21 protein-coding genes are annotated in these 20,118 nt (G+C 68.5%); 7 read left to right on the forward strand and 14 right to left on the reverse strand.

Features of this window, described 5'->3' with window-relative positions:
* Positions 1-88: 88 nt before the first annotated feature.
* Both ORI60_RS31875 and recQ read left to right on the forward strand, forming a co-directional pair.
* Complete coding sequence (locus ORI60_RS31875) at positions 89-1,939, forward strand: Xaa-Pro dipeptidyl-peptidase (protein ID WP_266041706.1); 1,851 nt, start codon at positions 89-91, stop codon at positions 1,937-1,939.
* Positions 1,940-1,978: 39 nt separating this feature from the next.
* Complete coding sequence (gene recQ / locus ORI60_RS31880; protein WP_266041707.1) at positions 1,979-3,973, forward strand: DNA helicase RecQ; 1,995 nt, start codon at positions 1,979-1,981, stop codon at positions 3,971-3,973.
* 5 nt (positions 3,974-3,978) lie between these two features.
* On the opposite strand, the gene ORI60_RS31885 is transcribed toward recQ, so the two are convergent.
* From ORI60_RS31885 to ORI60_RS31900, 4 genes are all read right to left on the reverse strand, one after another.
* Complete coding sequence (locus tag ORI60_RS31885; protein WP_266041708.1) at positions 3,979-4,557, reverse strand: hypothetical protein; 579 nt, start codon at positions 4,555-4,557, stop codon at positions 3,979-3,981.
* 166 nt (positions 4,558-4,723) lie between these two features.
* Positions 4,724-6,739: an NACHT domain-containing protein gene (locus tag ORI60_RS31890; RefSeq protein ID WP_266041709.1), complete on the reverse strand. Its 2,016-nt coding sequence runs from the start codon at positions 6,737-6,739 to the stop codon at positions 4,724-4,726.
* A gap of 147 nt (positions 6,740-6,886) precedes the next feature.
* Positions 6,887-7,081 carry an antitoxin gene (locus tag ORI60_RS31895; RefSeq protein WP_191302704.1) on the reverse strand — a complete coding sequence of 65 codons (195 nt, stop codon included), beginning with the start codon at positions 7,079-7,081 and terminating at the stop codon, positions 6,887-6,889.
* Between the two features lie 54 nt (positions 7,082-7,135).
* Complete coding sequence (locus ORI60_RS31900; protein ID WP_266041710.1) at positions 7,136-7,642, reverse strand: FtsX-like permease family protein; 507 nt, start codon at positions 7,640-7,642, stop codon at positions 7,136-7,138.
* 129 nt (positions 7,643-7,771) lie between these two features.
* Here ORI60_RS31900 and ORI60_RS31905 point away from each other — a divergent pair, with 129 nt between their 5' ends.
* Positions 7,772-8,137, forward strand: a complete 366-nt coding sequence (locus ORI60_RS31905) for a hypothetical protein (RefSeq protein WP_266041711.1) — start codon at positions 7,772-7,774, stop codon at positions 8,135-8,137.
* 50 nt (positions 8,138-8,187) lie between these two features.
* Positions 8,188-8,883 carry a peptidylprolyl isomerase gene (locus ORI60_RS31910; protein WP_266041712.1) on the forward strand — a complete coding sequence of 232 codons (696 nt, stop codon included), beginning with the start codon at positions 8,188-8,190 and terminating at the stop codon, positions 8,881-8,883.
* Here ORI60_RS31910 and ORI60_RS31915 read toward each other — a convergent pair.
* Positions 8,843-9,754 carry an AraC family transcriptional regulator gene (locus tag ORI60_RS31915; protein ID WP_266041713.1) on the reverse strand — a complete coding sequence of 304 codons (912 nt, stop codon included), beginning with the start codon at positions 9,752-9,754 and terminating at the stop codon, positions 8,843-8,845. The two genes, ORI60_RS31910 and ORI60_RS31915, sit on opposite strands and share 41 nt — an antisense overlap.
* A gap of 73 nt (positions 9,755-9,827) precedes the next feature.
* Here ORI60_RS31915 and ORI60_RS31920 point away from each other — a divergent pair, with 73 nt between their 5' ends.
* A complete protein-coding gene (locus ORI60_RS31920; RefSeq protein WP_266041714.1) occupies positions 9,828-10,514 on the forward strand; it encodes an alpha/beta hydrolase in 687 nt (228 codons plus the stop codon).
* Here the strand turns inward: ORI60_RS31920 and ORI60_RS31925 are convergent.
* The 6 genes from ORI60_RS31925 to ORI60_RS31950 all read right to left on the reverse strand — a co-directional run bounded on the left by ORI60_RS31925 (position 10,503) and on the right by ORI60_RS31950 (position 17,151).
* Positions 10,503-11,051, reverse strand: a complete 549-nt coding sequence (locus ORI60_RS31925) for a TetR/AcrR family transcriptional regulator (protein WP_266041715.1) — start codon at positions 11,049-11,051, stop codon at positions 10,503-10,505. The genes ORI60_RS31920 and ORI60_RS31925 overlap by 12 nt on opposite strands.
* Before the next feature lie 103 nt (positions 11,052-11,154).
* The gene (locus tag ORI60_RS31930; protein WP_266041716.1) at positions 11,155-12,315 is read right to left on the reverse strand and encodes an acyl-CoA dehydrogenase family protein; all 1,161 of its coding nucleotides are present in this window, start codon (positions 12,313-12,315) and stop codon (positions 11,155-11,157) included.
* 1 nt (position 12,316) lies between these two features.
* Complete coding sequence (locus ORI60_RS31935; RefSeq protein ID WP_266041717.1) at positions 12,317-13,402, reverse strand: CaiB/BaiF CoA transferase family protein; 1,086 nt, start codon at positions 13,400-13,402, stop codon at positions 12,317-12,319.
* Positions 13,399-14,517 carry a Glu/Leu/Phe/Val family dehydrogenase gene (locus tag ORI60_RS31940; RefSeq protein WP_266041718.1) on the reverse strand — a complete coding sequence of 373 codons (1,119 nt, stop codon included), beginning with the start codon at positions 14,515-14,517 and terminating at the stop codon, positions 13,399-13,401. Before ORI60_RS31940 ends, ORI60_RS31935 begins: the two co-directional genes overlap by 4 nt.
* Positions 14,518-14,525: 8 nt before the next feature.
* Positions 14,526-15,623, reverse strand: coding sequence for an NAD(P)/FAD-dependent oxidoreductase (locus ORI60_RS31945; protein ID WP_416234527.1), 1,098 nt, complete (start codon positions 15,621-15,623; stop codon positions 14,526-14,528).
* A gap of 43 nt (positions 15,624-15,666) precedes the next feature.
* Entirely contained in the window at positions 15,667-17,151 is a 1,485-nt protein-coding gene (locus tag ORI60_RS31950; protein WP_266041720.1) for an aldehyde dehydrogenase family protein, read from the reverse strand.
* 81 nt (positions 17,152-17,232) lie between these two features.
* On the opposite strand from ORI60_RS31950, the gene ORI60_RS31955 reads away from it, so the two are divergent.
* Complete coding sequence (locus ORI60_RS31955; protein WP_266041721.1) at positions 17,233-18,150, forward strand: LysR family transcriptional regulator; 918 nt, start codon at positions 17,233-17,235, stop codon at positions 18,148-18,150.
* 40 nt (positions 18,151-18,190) lie between these two features.
* Positions 18,191-18,364 (forward strand): hypothetical protein, encoded by a 174-nt coding sequence (locus ORI60_RS31960; RefSeq protein WP_266041722.1) that lies wholly within the window; start codon positions 18,191-18,193, stop codon positions 18,362-18,364.
* Positions 18,365-18,367: 3 nt separating this feature from the next.
* Here ORI60_RS31960 and ORI60_RS31965 read toward each other — a convergent pair whose 3' ends face one another.
* The 3 genes from ORI60_RS31965 to ORI60_RS31975 are packed head-to-tail and all read right to left on the reverse strand — an operon-like array spanning position 18,368 to position 19,867.
* A complete protein-coding gene (locus tag ORI60_RS31965; RefSeq protein ID WP_266041723.1) occupies positions 18,368-18,853 on the reverse strand; it encodes a DUF664 domain-containing protein in 486 nt (161 codons plus the stop codon).
* A complete protein-coding gene (locus ORI60_RS31970) occupies positions 18,850-19,020 on the reverse strand; it encodes a DUF397 domain-containing protein (RefSeq protein ID WP_266041724.1) in 171 nt (56 codons plus the stop codon). Before ORI60_RS31970 ends, ORI60_RS31965 begins: the two co-directional genes overlap by 4 nt.
* 13 nt (positions 19,021-19,033) lie before the next feature.
* A complete protein-coding gene (locus ORI60_RS31975) occupies positions 19,034-19,867 on the reverse strand; it encodes a helix-turn-helix domain-containing protein (protein ID WP_266041725.1) in 834 nt (277 codons plus the stop codon).
* Positions 19,868-20,118: the final 251 nt, after the last annotated feature.

The raw sequence follows: 20,118 nt of genomic DNA on the forward strand, positions 1-20,118 counted from the left end.
TCGTGAGCGGAGTCCCCGGCGCAACACCGGAGGGTCAAGCCTTTCGGCTCTGACGAGGAGACTTCGTCACTCCTTAGCGTGAATCTTCATGAAGCGTGTTCGTGTTGTAGTGGCGTTAGCAGGGGCCCTGACCCTGACGCCAATCCCTGCCACAGCGGCGACACCAGCGTTCAGCCTGTCCGGAGGCGTGACCACGCCGATCCACTCGATGGCCGACGCGGTCCGCGAGACGGTCTACGTCGACTCCGGGCTCGACCTCGACGGCAACGGCACCCGGGACCGGGTGGCGGCCGACATCATCAGGCCGTCCACGACCGGGCGCGTGCCCGTGATCATGGACGCCAGCCCCTACTACCAGAGCGCCGGGCGCGGCAACGAGAGCGAGGTCAAGACCTACGACTCCGCCGGGGTGCCGGTCAAGTTCCCGCTCTTCTACGACAACTACTTCGTGCCGCGCGGCTACGCGGTCGTGCTGGTCGACTTCCTCGGCACGAACCGGTCGCGCGGCTGCGTCGACGTCGGCGGTCAGTCGGAGATCGCCTCCGGCACGGCCGTGATCGACTGGCTGAACGGCCGGCGCACCGGCTACTCGTCCCTGACCGGCACCACCACGAAGAGCGCGTCGTGGTCGACCGGCGCCGTCGGCATGATCGGCAAGTCGTGGGACGGCTCGATCGCGAACGGCGTCGCGGCGACCGGCGTCGACGGGCTGAAGACCATCGTGCCGATCGCGGCCATCAGCTCCTGGTACGACTGGTTCCGCTCGGACGGCGTCGCCTACCCCGGCTACAGCTCGCCGACCGGCCTGGGTTCGCAGTTCGAGAACACCAACGCGCGCTCACGGTGTGGTGCGGTGCGCACGCAGATGACGAACGGTTCGCCCGCCAACGGCGACTACACGGCGATGTGGCAAGCGCGTGACTTCGTGCGCAAGGCGTCGAACGTGAAGGCGTCGATCTTTGCGATCCACGGGCTGAACGACCTCAACGTGAAGACTTTGCAGTACGGCCAGTTCTGGGACGCGGTGCCCGCGACGGTGCCGAAGAAGCTGTGGTTCTCGCAGACGGCGCACGTCGACCCGTTCGACTTCCGGCGCAGTGAGTGGGTCCCGACGCTGCACCGGTGGTTCGACCGCTGGCTGCTGAACGTGCAGAACGGCATCGAGAACGAACCGCAGGTGTCGGCGGAACGCGCGCCCAACCAGTGGGCGGACGACCAGACGTGGCCCCCCGCGGGCACCGTCAGCACCGTGTTGCGTCCTTCTTCTTCGGGACTCGGCACGACGCCCGGCACGGGTACGTCGGCGTTCACCGACAACGGCAGCGGTACGCCGTCGAACTGGCTTTCCGGCTCGAACACCGGAAGGGCGATCTACTCGACGGCGCCGCTGACCTCCGACCTGCGCATCGCGGGCACGTCCTCGATCACGGTGGGGGTGTCGTCCTCGACGCCGACCGCTCACCTCACGGCGTACCTCGTCGACTACGGGCCGGCGACGGTGCGGACCGGCGAGGGCATCCGGACCCTGACCACGGAGTCGTGCTGGGGAGAGAGCCGCACGGGCGATGACGCCTGTTATCGCGACACGGAGGCGACGACGGGCAACGTCGACGCGCAGATCATCGCGCGCGGCTGGGCGGATCTCGCGAACTACCAGTCCCTCTTGGCTCCGAGCACCATCACGCCGGGAACCAAGTACCGCATGACGTTCCGACTGTCCACAACGGACCATCTGGTCAAGGCGGGACATCGTCTCGGCCTGGTCGTCGGCGGTACCGACTCGACCGCGATCGTGCGGCCGAGCCAGCTGCCGAGGCTGACCGTCGACCTGGCGGACACGTCGGTGCGGATCCCGCTGAAGGGCTCGGTGCCGGCCGCCTCGTCCGCTCCGCTCGTCGCCGACAGCGTTTCCGCTGGTACGAAGGGCGCGTTGGGCTAGCGAACCGGACTGTCGGTGCTGCTCGCTAGCATCGGCGCCATGGGTTCAACCGACGGCGTCGTTCTCGAGGACGCGCTGCAGATCCTGCAGCGCGTCTTCGGGTACCCCGAGTTCCGCGGCGACCAGGCCGCCATCGTCGAGCACGTGGTCGCGGGTGGCGACGCGCTCGTGCTCATGCCGACCGGCGGTGGCAAGTCCCTGTGCTACCAGGTGCCCTCGCTGGTGCGGCCCGGCACGGGGGTGGTGATCTCGCCGCTCATCGCGCTGATGCAGGACCAGGTGGACGCGCTGCGGGCCCTCGGCGTGCGCGCGGGCTTCCTGAACTCGTCGCTGTCCTGGGACGAACGCCGGACGGTCGAGGCCGAGTTCGTGGCCGGCGAGCTCGACCTGCTCTACCTGGCGCCGGAGCGGCTGACGTCCGAGGCGACGCTGCGCCTGCTGGAACAGGGTGAGATCGCGCTGTTCGCGATCGACGAGGCCCACTGCGTCTCCCAGTGGGGCCACGACTTCCGGCCCGACTACCTCTCGCTCACGCACCTGCACGAGCGCTGGCCGAAGGTGCCGCGGATCGCGCTCACCGCCACGGCCACGGAGGCGACGCGCCAGGAGATCCTCACGCGCCTGGAGCTGACCGACGGGCGGCAGTTCGTCTCCAGCTTCGACCGGCCGAACATCCAGTACCGCATCGTTCCCAAGAAGGAGCCGAAGAAGCAGCTGCTGGACCTGCTGCGCGGCGAGCACCAGGGCGACGCGGGCATCGTCTACTGCCTGTCCCGCGCCTCGGTGGAGAAGACGGCGGAGTTCCTGGTCGCCAACGGGATTCCCGCGCTGCCCTACCACGCGGGGCTCGACTCGTCGGTCCGCCAGCGCAACCAGGCCCGCTTCCTGCGGGAGGACGGCCTGGTCATGGTCGCCACCATCGCGTTCGGCATGGGCATCGACAAGCCGGACGTCCGCTTCGTCGCCCACCTCGACCTGCCGAAGTCGGTCGAGGGCTACTACCAGGAGACGGGCCGCGCCGGTCGCGACGGCCTGCCGTCCACCGCCTGGCTCGCCTACGGCCTGCAGGACGTGGTGCAGCAGCGCAAGATGATCGAGTCGTCGGAAGGCGACCTGGCGTTCCGCCGCCGATCGCAGATGCACCTCGACGCGATGCTCGCCCTCTGCGAGACGGTCACGTGCCGCCGCACCAGGCTCCTGGAGTACTTCAACGAGTCCGGTGTCCCGTGCGGCAACTGCGACACCTGCCTGACCCCGCCCGAGGCGTGGGACGGCACGGTCGCCGCGCAGAAGGTCCTGTCCACGGTCTACCGGCTGCGCAAGGAGCGCAACCAGAAGTTCGGTGCCGGTCAGGCCATCGACATCCTGCTGGGCCGCAAGACCGCCAAGGTCATCCAGTTCGACCACGACCAGCTCAGCACCTTCGGCATCGGCGAGGACCTGAGCGAGGGCGAGTGGCGCGGCGTGGTCCGCCAGCTCCTCGCACAGGGCCTGCTGGCCGTCGAGGGCGAGTACTCGACGCTCGTCCTCACCGAGGCGAGCGCCGAGGTCCTCAGCCGCAAGCGCGAAGTCAAGATGCGCAAGGACCCGACGCCCACCCGCTCGACGACGCGCACGGCGTCCTCCCCGTCCGGCGCGGCCAAGGTGAAGATCGACCTCCCGGCCGACGCGGGCCCGCTCTTCGAGGCGCTGCGCGAGTGGAGGGCCGGTCAAGCCCGCGAGCAGGGCGTCCCGGCCTACGTGATCTTCCACGACGCCACGCTGAAGTCCATCGCGGCGTCGCGTCCCGGCTCCCTCACCGCCCTGGGCGCGGTGAGCGGTGTCGGCCAGGCGAAGCTCACGAAGTACGGCGAGCAGATCCTGGAGGTGGTGGCGGCCGGCGGTGCCGCACCGGAAGCCGCCGCGCCTGCCGCGGTCCAGGCCCCCAGGTCCAAGCCGAAGCCTCCGAGTTCCGGCGGTGCCGCATGGGGCTCGGGCGACGCCGTGGACGAGTGGCCGGAGCCGGAGGAGCCGGACGAGCCGATGGACTGGTGACCGGGTCAGGTCACCTTCTCGATCTGCACCCGCTTGATCACGCTCTTCCCCGGCTCGCCGACGAGGTCGAAGGCAGCGCTGTTCAACACGACGCAGGCCGGCCCGACGCCGATCACGCGAACGGTCGTCTGCTTTCCGTTGTCGAGATTGGTGACCCGCACCGAGGTTCCGATCGGGAGCTGCGCCGAGAACGCGCCAGGCGCCCCGCCGACCGCCGACAACCCGACGGTCGCGCCGTCGCAGACGACCTGCCCGACTGTTCCTGAAGCCCGCACCCGAGAAACGGGGGTGCGGGTGGTGGGTACCGGTGCCGGCGCGTTTCCGACGATCTCCACCCGAATGCGCCGGAGAACGCTTTCCGCGTCGCTGGTCTCGGCGGACGAGAGCGAGTCGAATGCCGCTGCGTTCAGAACAGCGCAGCCGGTCGAGCGACCGGTGACCGAGACGGTGATCACCCGCCCGTTGGCGGGATTCGTGACCCGCAGCAGCGTGCCGACGGGGAACTTGTCCGACAGTGCGGTCGCCGGCCCTTTGGCGCTCGTCGTCCTCACCTGCTGCCCACCGCACACCTCTTTGCCCGCCACCCCCGGCTGCGACGACGAGCCACCGGAACCGGCGAGAGCGAAGGCCGTACCCCCGATGGCCGCGACGACCGAGAAGACCCCGGCACCCGCGATCCAGCCCTTCGACCAGCGCATGCGCAACACCCGACCTTTCTTCCAGGCCGTACGGCCCGCAGATCGGGAAGGTTCAACGGCGCGTGGCCCGAACCAGCGCCGTCGGGTCGCACGACGCCAGGTGGTCGCGCAGGGCGACGTGAGGGAAGCGGTACTCGCCGTCGACGCGGGTGAGCAGCAGCCGGTCCTGTGCGAGGTGGAGCAAAGCCTTGCGGCGGAACGACAACTCGCCCAGCGACAGCGGCCGTGTGATGCCCTCGGCGGCGACCTCGGCGAGCGAGTCGAACGGCCAGACGTAGTCGCGGGCGGCGGTCGGGGTGACCAGCAACCCGAGTGCCACCCCCAGCGCGGTTCCCCAGGACCCCAACGCGCCGATCCCGCCCAGCAGACCGACAGTGCCGAGCACCGGGACGGCCGGCTGAACCCACCACGGGCGCCCTTGCCGCATGCGTTGTCGTTGCACCGGGATCACCGTGCGCCACACGCGCCCCACGGCGGCGGCGAAGATCCCGCCCGCCACGCCTGCGGAGAAGCCGACCCCCATGCCCGCCAGCACCACGTACGGACCGGTCCAGATCATCGAGATGCCCGGCGCTGCGGCGATCAGCAGTGCCCACGGCACGGGTGCGTCACCCGGGACGAAACCCAACGCCAAGAAGAACGACGCCACCACCACGAACACGTACGCCACGAGGTAGGGCCACGGCGTGCCGATCGCCCCCAGCCACAAACCGGCCAGACCGACCAGCAGTCCCCCGAACACACCGGCCAGAAATCCCAGCGCGGCGGTCACAATGCCGTGCGCGCGTCCGGGCGGGTGGAAGACACGCGGCACTTTGTTCACCAGCACGAGCAACGAAGAAGCGGCGACCACGAAAACCGAAGCGGGCCACAATCCGAAGCGCAGCGCCGTTATGAACGACACGGCACACACACCACCGGCATAGGCGGCAGGCACCGCGCGTACGAATAGCAACCACAACGGGCGAGTGGGCAGCAGCGGAAGCCACGCACGGCGGTGAGGCATGTGCACCGGCGCACCGAGGTCGGGCCGCCCCAGCCGCGCGAGGAACTTCAACGCCCGGATGGTGGGGCCAGCGCCGCGTTGACCGGAGAGCCTTTCCACGACGAAGGAACCCACGAAGTCGGAGCCGATCGTGTCGACCTGCTTGTCCAGGTGCGTCAGCGCCAGCAGGTTCAACGCCAGAGGCGAGTCCAGCCGCTCCCAGATCTCCGGCGTCAGGGCCGACTCGAGGCTGTCGAGCCGGGGACTCACCGAAGCGATGTACTCGAGCACCTGACCGCGGGTCAACGGCTCGACGAACACCGAAGGCAGGTTGTCGATCGGACCCGTCGAGCTGACGACGGAGGCGAACGGCGCGAGCTCGGACTCGCAGAGCGCGCGGTCGACGCGCGGCACCTCGTCCAGCCCGTCGATGAGCACGGCGACCCGCTCACGGCGCAGCCAGATCGTTCCGGCCGAGCGGCTGATGCCGTAGCGGCGGTTCATCTCGCGCAACAGCCACGCGGTGAACTCGGTCGGCTTGCGCGCGCCGTACGCCCGCCACGTCGCCAGGTCCACGACCACAGGAATCGGCGCCTGCGGGTCGTTGCGCGCCCGTTCGACCAGCGTCAGGCACAGTTCACGCAGCAACGTCGACCGGCCGCTGCCGACCGGTCCGACGAGGACCATGGTGTGGCCGAGGCGGTCGTAGACGGCCTCCAGGTCCGGTGAGGAGATCTCTTCGCCGTCGACCCGCACGGCGATCGCGGGCTGCTTCAGGGCACCGAGCTTGATCTGCGTCTGGGCGGCCAGCGAGGCGGCGAGCAGCGCTTTCACCCGTGACTCGACCCGTGCGAGGGCGGCGGTGCGGTTGCTGGTCTCGTGCCCGCGGCCGCGTTCCCAGAGAGCGAGCCCGACCGCGACGAGGACCATCACGCCGACCGCGGGCCACAACCACCATCCGAGCTCGCCGATGAACCCCGGCACGGCCCCGCCGGTGCTCACGCTGATGGCCGCCGGCAGCAGCAGAACGACGGTGACCAGGCACAACGCAGCCAACGCGGTCAGCCGTGCAGCTCGCGTCACCCCGCTCGGATCCACCTTCACCTCCGCGATCCCGGCGAACGACGGTAACCGTGCCGCCGGGATCGCGGAAGTGAATCCGATCAGGCTTAACTCACACGCGAACCAATCGCCTGCGAAGCCTCAGGAACCCACTCTGAGTAGGTCCCGTCACTGCTGTTGCTGGCCGCCGAAGTTCCGAAGGCCTTCCTTGAGCTTGTCCTCGCCCTTGTCGATGTGCTCGCTGTGCTTGCCACCGGTCTTGTCGTCGGCGAACTGGCCCGCGCGCTCGACACCGTCGTCGACCTTGTCTCCGTGCTGGCCGATGAGGTCCTTGGCCTTGTTCTTCAATTCGTCGAATCCCATGACTGCATTACCTCCCTATGCAGTTCGGGTACCCCGTCTCGTATCCGGTACACGTCACTGGATCGAGTGAAGCGCCGCGACCGGACTGACCCGCGCGGCGCGGCGGGCGGGCAGCAACCCCGCGGCCGCGGTGAGCGCGGCCAGGGCGAGCACCACCGCGGCGACGGGCACGACAGGCACCTGCAGGGGCCATTCGACGCCGAGCGAGATGATCGCGAGCCACGCGTAGGGGATGCCGATGGCGAGTCCGCTCACCGAGCCCACGACCCCGTACAGGCCGGCCTCGGTCGTGACCATGCGGCCGAGTTCCCCGCGGGTCAGGCCGATCGCCCGCAACAGACCGGACTCACGGGTCCGTTCGAGCGCCGACAGCGCCGTGGTCGAGCCGAGCCGGCTCGCGGTGGAGTTCGACAGGATGATCCTGCGTGGCCCCATGTCTGCCAGAGCGCCGGAGTCGACGCGGAAGTCGGTGAGATCGCGGAGCTTGGTCATGTCGAGGTCGGTGGCGCGCATCGTGAGCGTGCTGTTGACGGTGATCTCGGTGCGTCGGTAGGGGAGCACGTCCGTGAGACCGGCGGCTCTCAACGGCCCGGCGTCGACCGGACCGACTATCTCCAGGTCGGCGAAAAAGCACTTGCCATCTCCGCCTTTCCCAGCCCTTGCAACGTGTTCGCGCCCGTGAGCGTCGCGATGACGAGACTGACACCGCTCACCGCGAGCGAGGCGATGGTGCCGCACCGCAACGGAAGGCCGATCAGCCTTAGCACCGGTGAGATCAACGCGGGCCCGAGCGTGATCAACGCGCCGAACGCCAGCGCACCGCTGACGGTGGTGCACAGCAGCAGATCCTCGAGCGTTCAGACCAAACTGGACGCTCGCAACCGCGTCGAGATCGCCGCCTGGGCCCGGGAATCCCGGCTGGTCGGTCAAATAGTAGGACCCACAACCGGTCTGCTCGCCAACGCGCTCGGCAGGATCACGCTGATGGTCAAGCCGCAGACAGGGCAGGCGACGTGCAGGCTCCGCGTGGAGATCACCGAGTCCACGGACAACTGAGTGATCCGTTAAACCTTGCCCGCTCCCTCCTGCTCCACTAGGAAACGCGCATGAGGCGAATCGCAGCTGGACTGGCAGTGGCGGCGCTGGCCGTGGGTTTCATCACGACGGGCACCGCGTCCGCCGAGGTCCAGACGGCCCGGCCCGACTGCGGCTACACCGCGACCCCGGAGGAGCCGGCCGCGCGTCCGGTGTCGATCCCGCGTGACCCGTGGTTCACCAAGGGCAAGGTCCTGGTCAAGGTGAAGACGAACCAGGGCGACGTCCCGCTGCTGCTCGACCGCGCCAAGGCCCCGTGCACCACGCACAGCTTCATCCACCTGGCACACCGCGGTTTCTACAACCAGACCGAGTGCCACCGGCTCACCGCCTACCCGACGCTGAAGGTGCTGCAGTGCGGCGACCCGTCCAACACGGGTGAGGGCGGCCCCGGTTACAAGTACGAGGACGAGCTGCCGACCGACCTGCAGCCCGCGCCGAACGACCCGACCGGCCAGCGCCGCATCTACCCGCGCGGCACGCTCGCCATGGCGAACGCCGGCCCGGACACGAACGGCTCGCAGTTCTTCCTCGTGCAGTCCGACTCGGTCCTGCGGCCCAACTACACCGTGTTCGGCCAGATCCTGCCGGAGGGCCTGAAGACCCTGGACAAGATCGCGGCCGGCGGCATCGCCGGGGAGAACCCGCTCGACGGCCGCCCGAACATCAAGTCGGAGCTGAAGTGGGTGCTTCCCCTCGGGCTCTGACCGAGGCACGCCAAGCACGCGGTGAACTGCCGTAGGCGCGTGTGAACGCACGGCTGAAGGCTGCCTCCGAGTACCCCACGCCTGCTGCGATCCGTCCGACCTGCTCGGTCGTGGTGAGCAGCAGGCGTGCCGCGTGCTCCAGGCGTTGCCGCAGCACGTAGGCGCCGGGGGACTGGCCGAGCACCTCGGTGAATCGGGTGGCGAACGCCGACCGCGACAGCGCGGCGATCCGTGCCAGGTCCTCCACCTGCCAGTCCCGTTCGGGAGCGCGGTGGATCGCGGAGAGCACCGCGCCGAGCGCGGGATCCAGCGCGGCCCTCAGCCAGCCTGGGTCGGTCTGCCTGCCGGAGTCGGACCACAGGCGCAGGGCCTGGATGAACAGCAGGTCCAGCAGCCGCGACACCATCACGCGGGAGCCCGGTCGCGGCTCGTTCACCTCGGTGATCATCAACGTGAGTCCCAGCGGCAGCCATCGGGCGTCCTCCAGGGCGCCGCGCACGACGATCGCGCCGGGCAGCACCCCGAGCAGCGGCGCCGCAGCCACCGGTTCGGCCAGGTACTCGCCGGTGAACCACGACGCCTTGGCGCCGCCACGCACGGTGTGGGCGTCCCCGCGCGCAAGCAGTGCCATGTCACCTGCGGCGAGTTCCACCGGCCCGTCAGACGACTCCACGCGCACGGTGCCGTGTTCGACGAGATGCACCAAGCGCGCGCCGGACGGGTATCGCGCCGTGGTGTCGTAACTGCGGACGACCTCACCGCCCCGCAGATGAATCGACTGCAGGACGTCCGACAGCGCGTCCCGGCCGCCGTGCTCCGACCGGATGAGCGGTTCTGGGGGAACGGCAAAGTTCCTCGGCTTCTCGGTCATATCCGGTACTCCACTGTTCTCATAAGCTCGCACGGCAAGTATGTCCTGTGTGAACGGTGAGGAGACCGACTTCATGTCCACGAAGCCGACCGTGCTGCTGGTGCACGGGTTCTGGGGCGGCGCAGCACACTGGGCCAAGGTCATCGTCGAACTGCGTGCGCGCGGGTTCTCGTCGATCAAGGCCGTGGAGAACCCGCTTACCTCGCTCGCCGACGACGCGGCGCGCACGCGTCAAATGATCAACCAGGTCGACGGCCCCGTCCTCCTGGTCGGCCACTCCTACGGCGGCGCCGTGATCACCGAGGCCGGTGACCTGCCGAACGTCATCGGGCTGGTCTACGTGGCGGCGTTCGCGCCGGACGCGGGCGAGAGCCTGGCGGCGATCAGCGCGGTGCATCCGCCGGCCGCGCACGACGTCGTCGCGCCGGACTCGGACGGCCACTTGTGGATCGCCGAGAACCGGTTCCACGAGAGCTTCTGCCAGGACCTGTCCGAGGACGAGGCGCTGGTCATGGCCGTCACGCAGAAGGCGCCGCTCGGCGTGGCGTTCGGCTCCGAGGTGTCGGAGCCCGCGTGGCGGACCAAGCCGTCCTGGTACCAGGTGTCGACGGAGGACCGGATGATCGCTCCGGAGAACCAGCGCCGCATGGCGGAGCGGATGAAGCCGCTCAGGACCGTCGAGCTCGCGTCCAGCCACGTGTCGCTCGCCTCGCACCCCGCGGAGATCGTCGACCTCATCGAGGAAGCCTCACGCGTCTGAGCGCGCCCAGCCCTTCAACGCGCCGTAGAACGCGTCCGAGAGCCGCCGGACCACCTGTTCGTCAGGCAGCCCGGCGGTTCTCGTCAGATCGAGGATCTCCCGCGAGTCGAACAACGAGTGGTGCAGGAACCGCGCCACGTTCAGCATCGCGTCCGGTAGCGCGAGGTCGATCAGCACGCCGCGCAACGCCGGGTCCCACGCGCTGCACGTCAGCGCCGCTAAGTTCTCGGCGTTGCGCATCCGTTCCAGAACCCCGCGCTGCGACGAGAACCGCGCTATCACCGGGCCGTGCACGTTCTGCAGCTTCACCCACCGCGCAACTTGGTGCTCGAACAGTTCTTTGCCCGTCTTGCGAGACCGTTCGCCGTGTTCGGCCAACGACGCTATGACGTCTTCGTGGTAGGCCGCCACGAGCGCTTCCACGGAGGGAAAGTGCCGATACGCCGTCGCTTGCGAAAGCGCGGCCTTGCGCGCGATCGACTGCATCGTCGCCGTTGCTGGTTCAGCCCGCAGAACGTGCGTCGCGGCATCCAGCAATCGCTTGCGGTTGCGACGCGCGTCACTGCGGCTGTTTGTCTCCTCCGGCAGAACGTCCTCCCACCCGCGAACCCCGTTGCGGAGTGCAGGATAGGGCGAACGATCAACGGAAAGCGGCGATTCCGGTCAACGCGTGGCCGATGGATAGCAGGTGGATGTCGGAAGTGCCCTCGTAAGTCAGTACGGATTCCAGGTTGTTGGCGTGACGCAAGGGCGAGTACTCGAGCGAGATGCCGTTCGCGCCGAGGATGGTCCGGCTTTCCCGCGCGATCGCGATGGCCGACTCGACGTTGTTGTACTTGCCGACGCTGATCTGCTCGGGCTTGAGCGTGCCGGCCTCCTTGAGCCGCGCGAGGTGCAACGCCAGCAGCATCGCGTTGCTGACCTGGACCGTCATGCTCGCGAGCTTGCGCTGGGTGAGCTGGAAGGAGGCAATCGGTTGGTCGAACTGAATACGCGTGCCGGAGTAGTCGAGAGCCGCCTGCAACGAATCCCGCGCGGCACCGACAGCGCCGAACACGATCCCGAACCGCGCCTCGTTCAGACATGTCAGCGGTGCGCGCAAGGAAGTCGCGAGCGGCAGCCGGGCGCTTTCCGGTAGCCGCACGTCCTCGAGGACCAACTCGGAGGTGACGGATGCTCGCATCGACAGCTTCTGTTTGATGTCCCGCGTCGTGAATCCGGGCGTGCCGCGGGGAACGAGGAATCCTCGAATTCCCTCCTCGGTTCGCGCCCACACCGTCGCCACGTCCGCGAGACCACCGTTGGTGATCCACGTCTTGGTGCCGTTCAACACCCAGTCCGCGCCGTCGCGCACGGCGCGCGTGCGCATGCCGGACGGGTTCGAGCCGAAGTCCGGTTCGGTCAGCCCGAAGCACCCGATCGCCTCACCGGCGGCCAGCCGCGGCAGCCACTCCTGCTTCTGTTCCTCCGACCCGTACTTCCAGATCGAGTACATCGACAGCGAGCCCTGCACGGACACGAAGCTGCGGATGCCGCTGTCGACGGCCTCCAGCTCCAGGCACGCGAGCCCGTACGCCAGCGCGGACGTCCCCGCGCACCCGTACCCCTCCAGGTGCATGCCCAGCACGCCGAGCTTGCCCAGCTCCTGCGCCAGTTCGCGCGGCAGGACGCCCGCCTCGAACCACGAGGCGATGTGCGGCCGGACGTGGTCGGAAAGGAAGGCCGCGACCGTGGCCTGGATGTCGCGTTCCTCGTCGCTCAACAACGACGGGATGTCCAGCAGCTCCAACGGGTCCTGCACGTCACTGCTCCAGTTTCGGCGGGCGCAGCCGGTAGGTCACCGGCGTGCGCGACAGGCGGATGGGGTTCGCGACGAGCGTCATGCCGTCGATCGTCGCGGTGGGGCCGAGGTCCAGCGACTCCGCCAGCGCGAACGCGCGCGCGACATCGTTGACGGGGCCACACGGGACACCCAGCGGCGTCAGCGTCTCGAACCAGTGCTGCGCCGGGCGCGCCCGCAGCCTCGCCGCGAGCACCTCGAACAGCTCGTCCACGTTCTCCACCCGGTCGGAGTTCGTGACGAACCGCGGGTCCGTGGCCAGCTCGGGCACGTCCAGCACCGAGCACAACCGGCGGAACTGCCGGTCGTTGCCCACCGCGAGCACGATCGGCTGGTCGGCCGTTGGGAACACCTCGTACGGCGCGATCGACGGATGCCGGTTGCCCATCGGCTTCGGCACCGACCCGGCCAGCGTGAAGCCCGCGCTCTGGTTCACCATGCTCGACAACAACACCGTTAGCAGGTCGAGCTCGACGAGCTGTCCCAGCCCCGTCGCCTCCCGGTGCCGCAACGCCGCCAGGATGCCGACGCACGCGTGCAACCCGGTCAGCACGTCGACCAGTGCCACGCCGGTCTTCACCGGCTCGTACGGACCGGGCCCGGTCACGCTCATCAACCCGCCCACGGCCTGCACGAGCAGGTCGTAGCCGGGCAGGTCGGCGCCCTTGCCCGAACCGAACCCCGAGATCGAGCAGTAGACCAGGTCGTCCCGCCCGAGCGACTCGTAGTCGAGCCCGAACTTCTTCATCGTGCCCGGCTTGAAGTTCTCGACCACGACGTCCGCCCGCGCGATCAGCTCACGCGCCTGCTCCCGGCCCGCCTCGGTCGACAGGTCGATCTGCACCGATGTCTTGTTCCTGTTGACGGACAGGAAGTACGTCGCCTCGTCCTCGTAGTGCGGCGGACCCCAAGCTCGGGTCTCGTCGCCCTTGCCGGGCTGCTCGACCTTGACCACCTCGGCACCGAGGTCGCCCAGCACCATCGTCGCGTACGGCGCCGCCAGCACCCGGCTGAAGTCCGCGATCACCACGCCTTCGAGGGAGCTCATGCGACCCGTCCCCGCAGCTTCATCGCGGCCAGCACGCGTTCCTGCGCCAGCTCACGCGCCGCCACATGTGTCGTGGTGCCACGACTTCGCGCCTCGGCGATGATGGTGACCGCGTTCGCCCTCAGCTTCGAGGACACGGCCTCCAGCACTGTCGCGGGATCGACCGGGAACGGCGAGTACCGCGCGTCCATGCCGAACGCCGCCGCGACCACGCCGCCGGCGTTCGCGATGAAGTCCGGCACGACCGTGATCCCGCGTGCTGCGAGGACCTCTTGTGCCGCAGCGGAAGTCGGCAGGTTCGCACCCTCCACCACCAGGGCGGTGTCGAGCTCACCCGCGAGTTCCGCGTCGATCACGTCCTGCAGGGCGGCCGGCACCAGCACGTCGCACGGCACCCGGAGTTCGGCACCGAGCGCGCGGACGCCGCCGTACTCCTGCACCGCGAGGTCACCGAACTCGCCTCGCAGCTTCAGCAGTCGTGCGACGTCGAGGCCGCCGGGGTCCACCAGCGCCCCGTGCATCGACGACACGGCGACGACGACGGCGCCGAGTTCGGCGAACCGCTTCGCCGCCGCGGCACCCACCGCGCCGAAACCCTGAATCGCCACGCGTTTGCCGCGCAGCACCACCAACTCGTCCGCCACCTCGGCCACGCCGTACCCGGTGACGCCCAGCTCGTCGTACGGAAGACCACCGAGTTGAGCCGGTGCGCCCATCATAGCGCCGCGGTCCGACAGTTCGTCCTGGACGATCGCGGCGTCCCGTTCCGTGAGGCCCATGTCGAGCCCGAGCACGTACTCGCGCGGCACCTCGTTGGAGAGCTTGCGCGCGAACGCCCGCAGCGCCGCTTCCTTGTCAGGAGAAGAAGGATCGAACACGATGCCCGCCTTCGCGCCACCGAAGAACAGGTCGACGCCGGCCCACTTCCACGTCATCACGCGCGCGAGACGGGCGATCTCCGCGACCGTCACGTGCGGGCTCATCCGCGTGCCGCCCTTGCCCATGCCGCGCGCGGTGTTGTCGATGACGAGCACACCTTTCATGCCGGTGCGCCGGTCGGACACGCAGACGACCTTCTCCGGCCCCCACTCGTCCATGAGCTCGAGAACGTCCATCACATTCCTCACACGCAGTTGAGTTCCGGCCGTGCCTTGTCGGCGGCGAACCTGGAGGCGTCCAGACTGGACACGTCGACGAAGGGCTCGCGTCCGAGCACGAGATCGCGCACGACCTCGCCGACCGCGGGCCCCTGCAGGAACCCGTGTCCCGAGAAGCCCGTGGCGTAGAAGAACCTGCCCGCTGAACCGATCAGCGCGTTGTGGTCCGGCGTCACCTCGTACAGCCCGGCCCACCCGTCGCGCACGCCCACGTCCAGCAGTCTCGGTGCCCGCCTGGCGATGGCCTCGGTGAGGCGGGGCAGCCACGCGTCCGACATGTCGAGCTTGAAACCCGGTGTCTCGTCGGGATCGGACATGCCGAACAGCAGTCCCCGGCCCTCGCGGTGGAAGTAGAAGGTGCTGCCGAAGTCGATGGTGAAGGGAGTCACCCGATCGTGTAGCTCCGGCATGGGTTCGGTGAACATGATCTGCCGCCGCAAGGGGGAAACGGGCAGGTCAACGCCCACCATCTGGCCGATCTCCCGCGACCAGGCACCCGCCGCGCAGACCAGAGTCCGCGCTGAAACCGCCCCGCGGTCGGTTTCGACGCGAAAAGTGTCAGACCCCGTCCCTACGATCGATCTCACGGTTGTTCTGGTGTGGAAGCGGACACCGGATCGGCGGGCAGCGGTGGCGTAGCCCAGTACGACGGACTCAGGCGTGCAGTGTCCGTCGTCGGGCGAGAAGGTCGCCGCGAGCAGGCCGTCCGTTTCGATCAGCGGCGAGATCCGCCGGGCCTCCTCGACAGTCAGCATGCGGCTGCGCACGCCGAGGGAGTTCTGGAGATCGACGTTGCGCTCGAACGCCGTGACGTGTTCCCGAGAGGAAAGGAGGAACAGGTAGCCGACCTGGTGCAGATCGATCTCCTGCCCGGGGCGCTGCGGAAAGCGCTGGAACAGTTCGATGGATCGAGCTCCGAGCCTGATGTTCAGTTCGTCGGAGAACTGGGCGCGCACTCCACCCGCTGCCTTGCAGGTGGAGCCGGACCCCAGGTCATCCCTCTCCACGACCACGACGTCCCGGACTCCTGCCTCGGCGAGGTGGAAGGCGATGGATGTGCCCATCACCCCGCCGCCGATGACGACGACCTCTGCTTGAGCGGGCAGCTCAGGCGAGGCGGAAGTCAAGGTTCGCCTCGATCGCGAGAGTGTCCATCTGCGCCTTCTGCAGCTTCCCGGAGTAGTCCCAGTTCATGGACTGCCAGCGGGTGAACTGGTCGAGCACCCACACGCCCGACTGCCGGGAGCCGTTGCCGCTCTTGCCATTGCCGCCGAACGGCAGGTGCGCCTCGGCCCCGGACGTCGAGTTGTTGACGCTGACCATTCCGGCGGAGATGCCGGCGCGGAACCGGAAGGCCTTGTTCGGGTCCGTGGTGTAGATCGAGCAGGAGAGGCCGTAGCCCGGCTTGTTGCCGAGCTCGATCGCCTCGTCGAGGTCCGAGTAGCTCATGACGCCGACGAGCGGGCCGAACGTCTCCTGCAGGAACAGTTCGTCGTCGTCGCGCACACCGGAAACGATTGCGGGGTGGTAGAAGAAGCCGTTCTCGCCAGTGAAACCGTTGCGCGGACTGGTGGCCGAGATGCGGCCGGTCGGGCCGTGCACCACGTGGTGCTCGCCGATCCAGCCGAGGTACTTCTCGTACGCCAGTGCGAACTTCTCGTCCAGCAACGGTCCGTAGAGGACATCACCGGTCGGGTCGCCCACGGTGGCAGTGGCGACGGCCTCGACGAACCGGGTCAGGAACTCGTCGTGCACCGACTCGTGCACGATCGCCGTGCCGAGCGAGGTGCAGCGCTGGCCCGCGGAACCGAAGCCGGCGAACAACGCGCCCTGCACGGCCAGGTCGAGGTCCGCGTCCTCGGTGACGACCATCGGGTTCTTGCCGCCCAGCTCCAGGCACGGTGTCTGGAGGTGGCGTCCGCACAGCTCGCCGATGCGCACACCGACCTCGCTGGACCCGGTGAAGCCGACCTTGTCGACCAGCCCTTGCCGCAGTGACTGTTCGAGTCCGTCGTAGGTCTCCGAGCCCTCGGCGAAGACGATCTCGAACACGCCGTCCGGGATGCCGGCGGCCTGGAACACGTCGTAGAAGGCCTGGGCCGACGCGGCGGAGTACTCGGCGGGCTTCCAGACGACGGAGTTGCCGCACAGCAACGCCGGGATGATGTACCAGGACGGCACGGCGACCGGGAAGTTGCCCGCGGTGATGATCGCCGCGACACCGACCGGGTTGCGGAACGTGAAGAGCTGCTTGTCCGCCATCTCCGAGGGGACCGTCTGCCCGTAGAGGCGCCTGCCCTCGCCGACGAAGAAGTTCGCGGTGTCGACGATCTCCTGCACCTCGCCGCGGGCCTCCGCGATCGGCTTGCCGATCTCTCGGGTCACGAGCTGGGAGAGGGGCTCGAAGTTCGCCTCGACCAGGCGGCCGATGTTGCCGATGACCTGGCCGCGCACCGGCGCGGGTACGCGTGCCCACGCGCGCTGGGCGGCCTTGGCCCGCTGAGCGGCGTCGACGAAGTCGCGGCTGGTCCCGAGCTCGATCTCGGCGACCACGTCGGAGGTGTTCGACGGGTTCGTGGAGATGTAGGGCATGCATCCACCCTGGTCGGTGGGCCGTGGATGCGCCAGAGGTCGCAGAACGAAACCTCGCGACGTCGAGCATAAGCTGGCCTGGTGCTCAACCCGGTCCATCTCCGCACGCTCGTCGAGGTCGTGAAGACGGGCTCCTTCGCCGAGGCCGCCCGCCGCCTCGGCTACACGTCGTCGGCCGTGTCGCAGCAGATCTCGGCGTTCGAGCGGGCGGTCGGCGTGACGCTCTTCGAACGTGAGGCGCACTCGATCAGGCCGGCCGCCGCCGCTCTGCTGATCGCCGACCGCGGTGGCGAGTTGCTCGCGGCGTTCGACGGGTTCGAGCACGAGGTGAAGGCGATGGTGCAGGGCCTGCGCGGGCGCCTGCGGATCGGCACGTTCCCCACGGCCAGTGCGCGGGTCGTGCCGAAGGCGCTGGCGAAGCTGCAGGCGGAGTTGCCGGGCGCCGAGATCCGCCTGGACGAGGCGGAGCCGGACGACGTGCTGCCGCTCGTGCTGTCCGGCGACCTCGACCTCGCGCTGGTCTACGCGTACGACCTCGTGCCGCGCACGTGGCCGGAAGAGCTGACCGTGCTGCCGTTGCTCGACGAGTCCCTGCTGGTCATGGTGCCGGCCGGGCACCAAGCGGCGAAGAACAACGTCAAGCTCGAAGACCTCAAGGACGAACGCTGGATCGCGTCACGCGACGGGACCTCCGGTGCCACCTGTCTCACGCGCCTGTGCGCGGCGGCGGGCTTCGCTCCCAAGATCGCTTTCAGGAGCAACGACTACGAGGTTGTGCAGTCGCTGGTGGCGGCCGGTGTCGGTGTCGCACTCGTTCCCGCGCTCGGGCACAGGAAGCTGTCCGGCACGCATGCGATGCCGTTGCGCCACAAGCCTTTGCGCAGGCACGTGCACGTCGTGCACCGCACGGCGAACACCAATCCCCTGCTGCGCGACGCGGTGAACGCACTCCAGGAGGTGTGCCGGAACGCCGTGGCAGGTCACCTGTACCAGCCGTGAAGGAGAAAGGCGGCCAGACGTTCTCATGAAGCGTGGGCTGGTGTTCTTGATCGTGATCGCCGTCTGGTTGGTCACGAGCCTGGTGTTGTGGTTGCGGACCACCTTCTGGGTGGCGTTCGCGTGGTTCGTCGGCCAGTTCGTGCTGATGTTCGTCGGTGCCGTGGTCGTCGAGTTGCGCGACCGGTGGCGGGCCCGCCGGGCCCGCGCCGACTGATCTCTACTCGCCGGTCTGCCCGTCCGCGAGTTCGCGGAGGAGGTCCAGATGGCCCACGTGGCGCGCGGTTTCCTGCGCCACGTGGGCCAGGATCCACCGCACGGTGCGTTCGCCGTCGGCGGCCATCGCGTCGGGGGCCAGCTTCTTCAGCGCCTCGGCGTTCGTCCATTCCTCGCGGTAGGCCTGGACGAGCGACTCCGGGGTGTCGTCGTCTTCGAGCTCCCAGGACGGGTCCGGGTCGCCCTCCCACAGCGACGGCAGGTCGAGGCCCGCGCCCGCGATGCACAGCCAGTACCGCTCGACGGCCGTCAGGTGCTTCAGGACGCCGAGTGCCGTCAGCTTCGGGGACGTGGCGATCGGGGCCGCCGCGGCCTGGTCGCGGGTCAGGCCGTCGACCTTGAGCACGGCGGTCTTGCGGAGGAAGTCGAGGAACTCCCAGGCGAGCACGCTTTCGTCGGTGGCGCGCTTCTCGGGCCAGGTTCGGGTCACCGGGCGAGTTTGTCAGCCTTCGCCGCCGCGAGGAACGCGGACCAGGCGTCCGTCCCGAGCGCGATGTGGGCGGCCGGAGCCTTGCTGTCCCGCAGCCCGACGCCGCGTCCGATCTCGACGCAGTCGGTGCCGTTGGGGCTGTAGCTGCTCTTGCGCCATTCGGTCATCGCGATCGGCTCCTCAGGAGATGATGCTGGCGATCAACTCCTGCGATTCTTCCACGCTCAGCGCGGTCTGATCGAGTGACTTGAGGATGCGCGAGTAAGCCTCGATGGAGGCCTTGTCGTCCAGGTAGACGCCGTGGTTCTCGGCGTCGATGAAGACGACTGATTCCAGTTTGTCGAACTTGAGGAAGGTGAACGAGCCTGCTGTGCCCGCGTGGGCTCCAAGAGACGTGGGCACGATCCGATAAGTGATGTACGGCCGGAGCCCCATGGTCATGAGGTGATGCAGCTGATCCGACATCAGCTCAGAACTGCCGACGGGAAGGTGCAGCGCCTGTTCGTGGATGAAGAAGGTCATCACGCACCGCCGGTTGATCAGCTGTTGCTGGCGCGCGGTTCGGGCTGCGACGCGTTCGTCGGCTTCTTTCGCGGGCGAGTTCGGGTTCCCCTCGATCAGCGCGCGCAAGTAGTCCGGGAGTTGGAGCAGGCCTGGGATGAGGTGCATGCTCCAGCACAGCAATTCGGTGGCGACTTTCTCGTTCTCGCCGAGAGTGCGCGGCCAGCCGGGAGACCTCTCGCCGTGCACCTGGAGCCAGCCTGAGCGGTCGGCCTCGCGGAACATCGTGAGCAGGTGGTCAGATTCCTCCAGCGGTGTGCGGCACACGCCCAGCAACCGGATGAGGTCGTGTTCGCTGATGCCGCCCTTGCCGTTCATCAGGTCGGACAGCTTGGCGGGGTCCCAGCCGGCGAGTTGCGAGGCGCCGCGTCCGGTCAGGCCCGCTTTGTCGATGGCCGCGCGTATGCCCGCGCCGAACTCACGTCCTCGTACCGTGGAGTCTCTCTTTGGCATGAAATGAAGCTAGAGCCACACATCGTGTGATTCCACCAGGTTCGGCCGAATTCAGCCGAAGAGGGGTTCGTGTTGGAAGTGCTCCAACGTCCTAAGTGGCCGGTGTTCTTCCAGTGGTGCTGGCGGAGCTTGGGGCAGACGGTTTCCCATGGTTCCGTTGGTGTCGTTCAACGAGTTTGCAGTCGTGGCGGGACAACCATTCCTGGGCTTGGCGTGCTCCTGGTGGCCGGGACGAACGTCCACGTCCCCTG

Source organism: Lentzea sp. NEAU-D7 (genome assembly GCF_026242055.1).
Classification (GTDB): domain Bacteria; phylum Actinomycetota; class Actinomycetes; order Mycobacteriales; family Pseudonocardiaceae; genus Lentzea.

Coding starts and splice junctions, on each gene's coding strand:
- ORI60_RS31950 (WP_266041720.1), bottom strand. CDS start 17,151: ATGCCCTACATCTCCACGAACCCGTCGAACACCTCCGACGTGGTCGCC.
- ORI60_RS31940 (WP_266041718.1), bottom strand. CDS start 14,517: ATGGACGTTCTCGAGCTCATGGACGAGTGGGGGCCGGAGAAGGTCGTC.
- ORI60_RS31970 (WP_266041724.1), bottom strand. CDS start 19,020: ATGACCGAATGGCGCAAGAGCAGCTACAGCCCCAACGGCACCGACTGC.
- ORI60_RS31895 (WP_191302704.1), bottom strand. CDS start 7,081: ATGGGATTCGACGAATTGAAGAACAAGGCCAAGGACCTCATCGGCCAG.
- ORI60_RS31915 (WP_266041713.1), bottom strand. CDS start 9,754: ATGACCGAGAAGCCGAGGAACTTTGCCGTTCCCCCAGAACCGCTCATC.
- ORI60_RS31935 (WP_266041717.1), bottom strand. CDS start 13,402: ATGAGCTCCCTCGAAGGCGTGGTGATCGCGGACTTCAGCCGGGTGCTG.
- ORI60_RS31875 (WP_266041706.1), top strand. CDS start 89: ATGAAGCGTGTTCGTGTTGTAGTGGCGTTAGCAGGGGCCCTGACCCTG.
- ORI60_RS31975 (WP_266041725.1), bottom strand. CDS start 19,867: ATGCCAAAGAGAGACTCCACGGTACGAGGACGTGAGTTCGGCGCGGGC.
- ORI60_RS31905 (WP_266041711.1), top strand. CDS start 7,772: ATGACGAGACTGACACCGCTCACCGCGAGCGAGGCGATGGTGCCGCAC.
- ORI60_RS31945 (WP_416234527.1), bottom strand. CDS start 15,623: ATGGGCACATCCATCGCCTTCCACCTCGCCGAGGCAGGAGTCCGGGAC.
- ORI60_RS31920 (WP_266041714.1), top strand. CDS start 9,828: ATGTCCACGAAGCCGACCGTGCTGCTGGTGCACGGGTTCTGGGGCGGC.
- recQ (WP_266041707.1), top strand. CDS start 1,979: ATGGGTTCAACCGACGGCGTCGTTCTCGAGGACGCGCTGCAGATCCTG.
- ORI60_RS31910 (WP_266041712.1), top strand. CDS start 8,188: ATGAGGCGAATCGCAGCTGGACTGGCAGTGGCGGCGCTGGCCGTGGGT.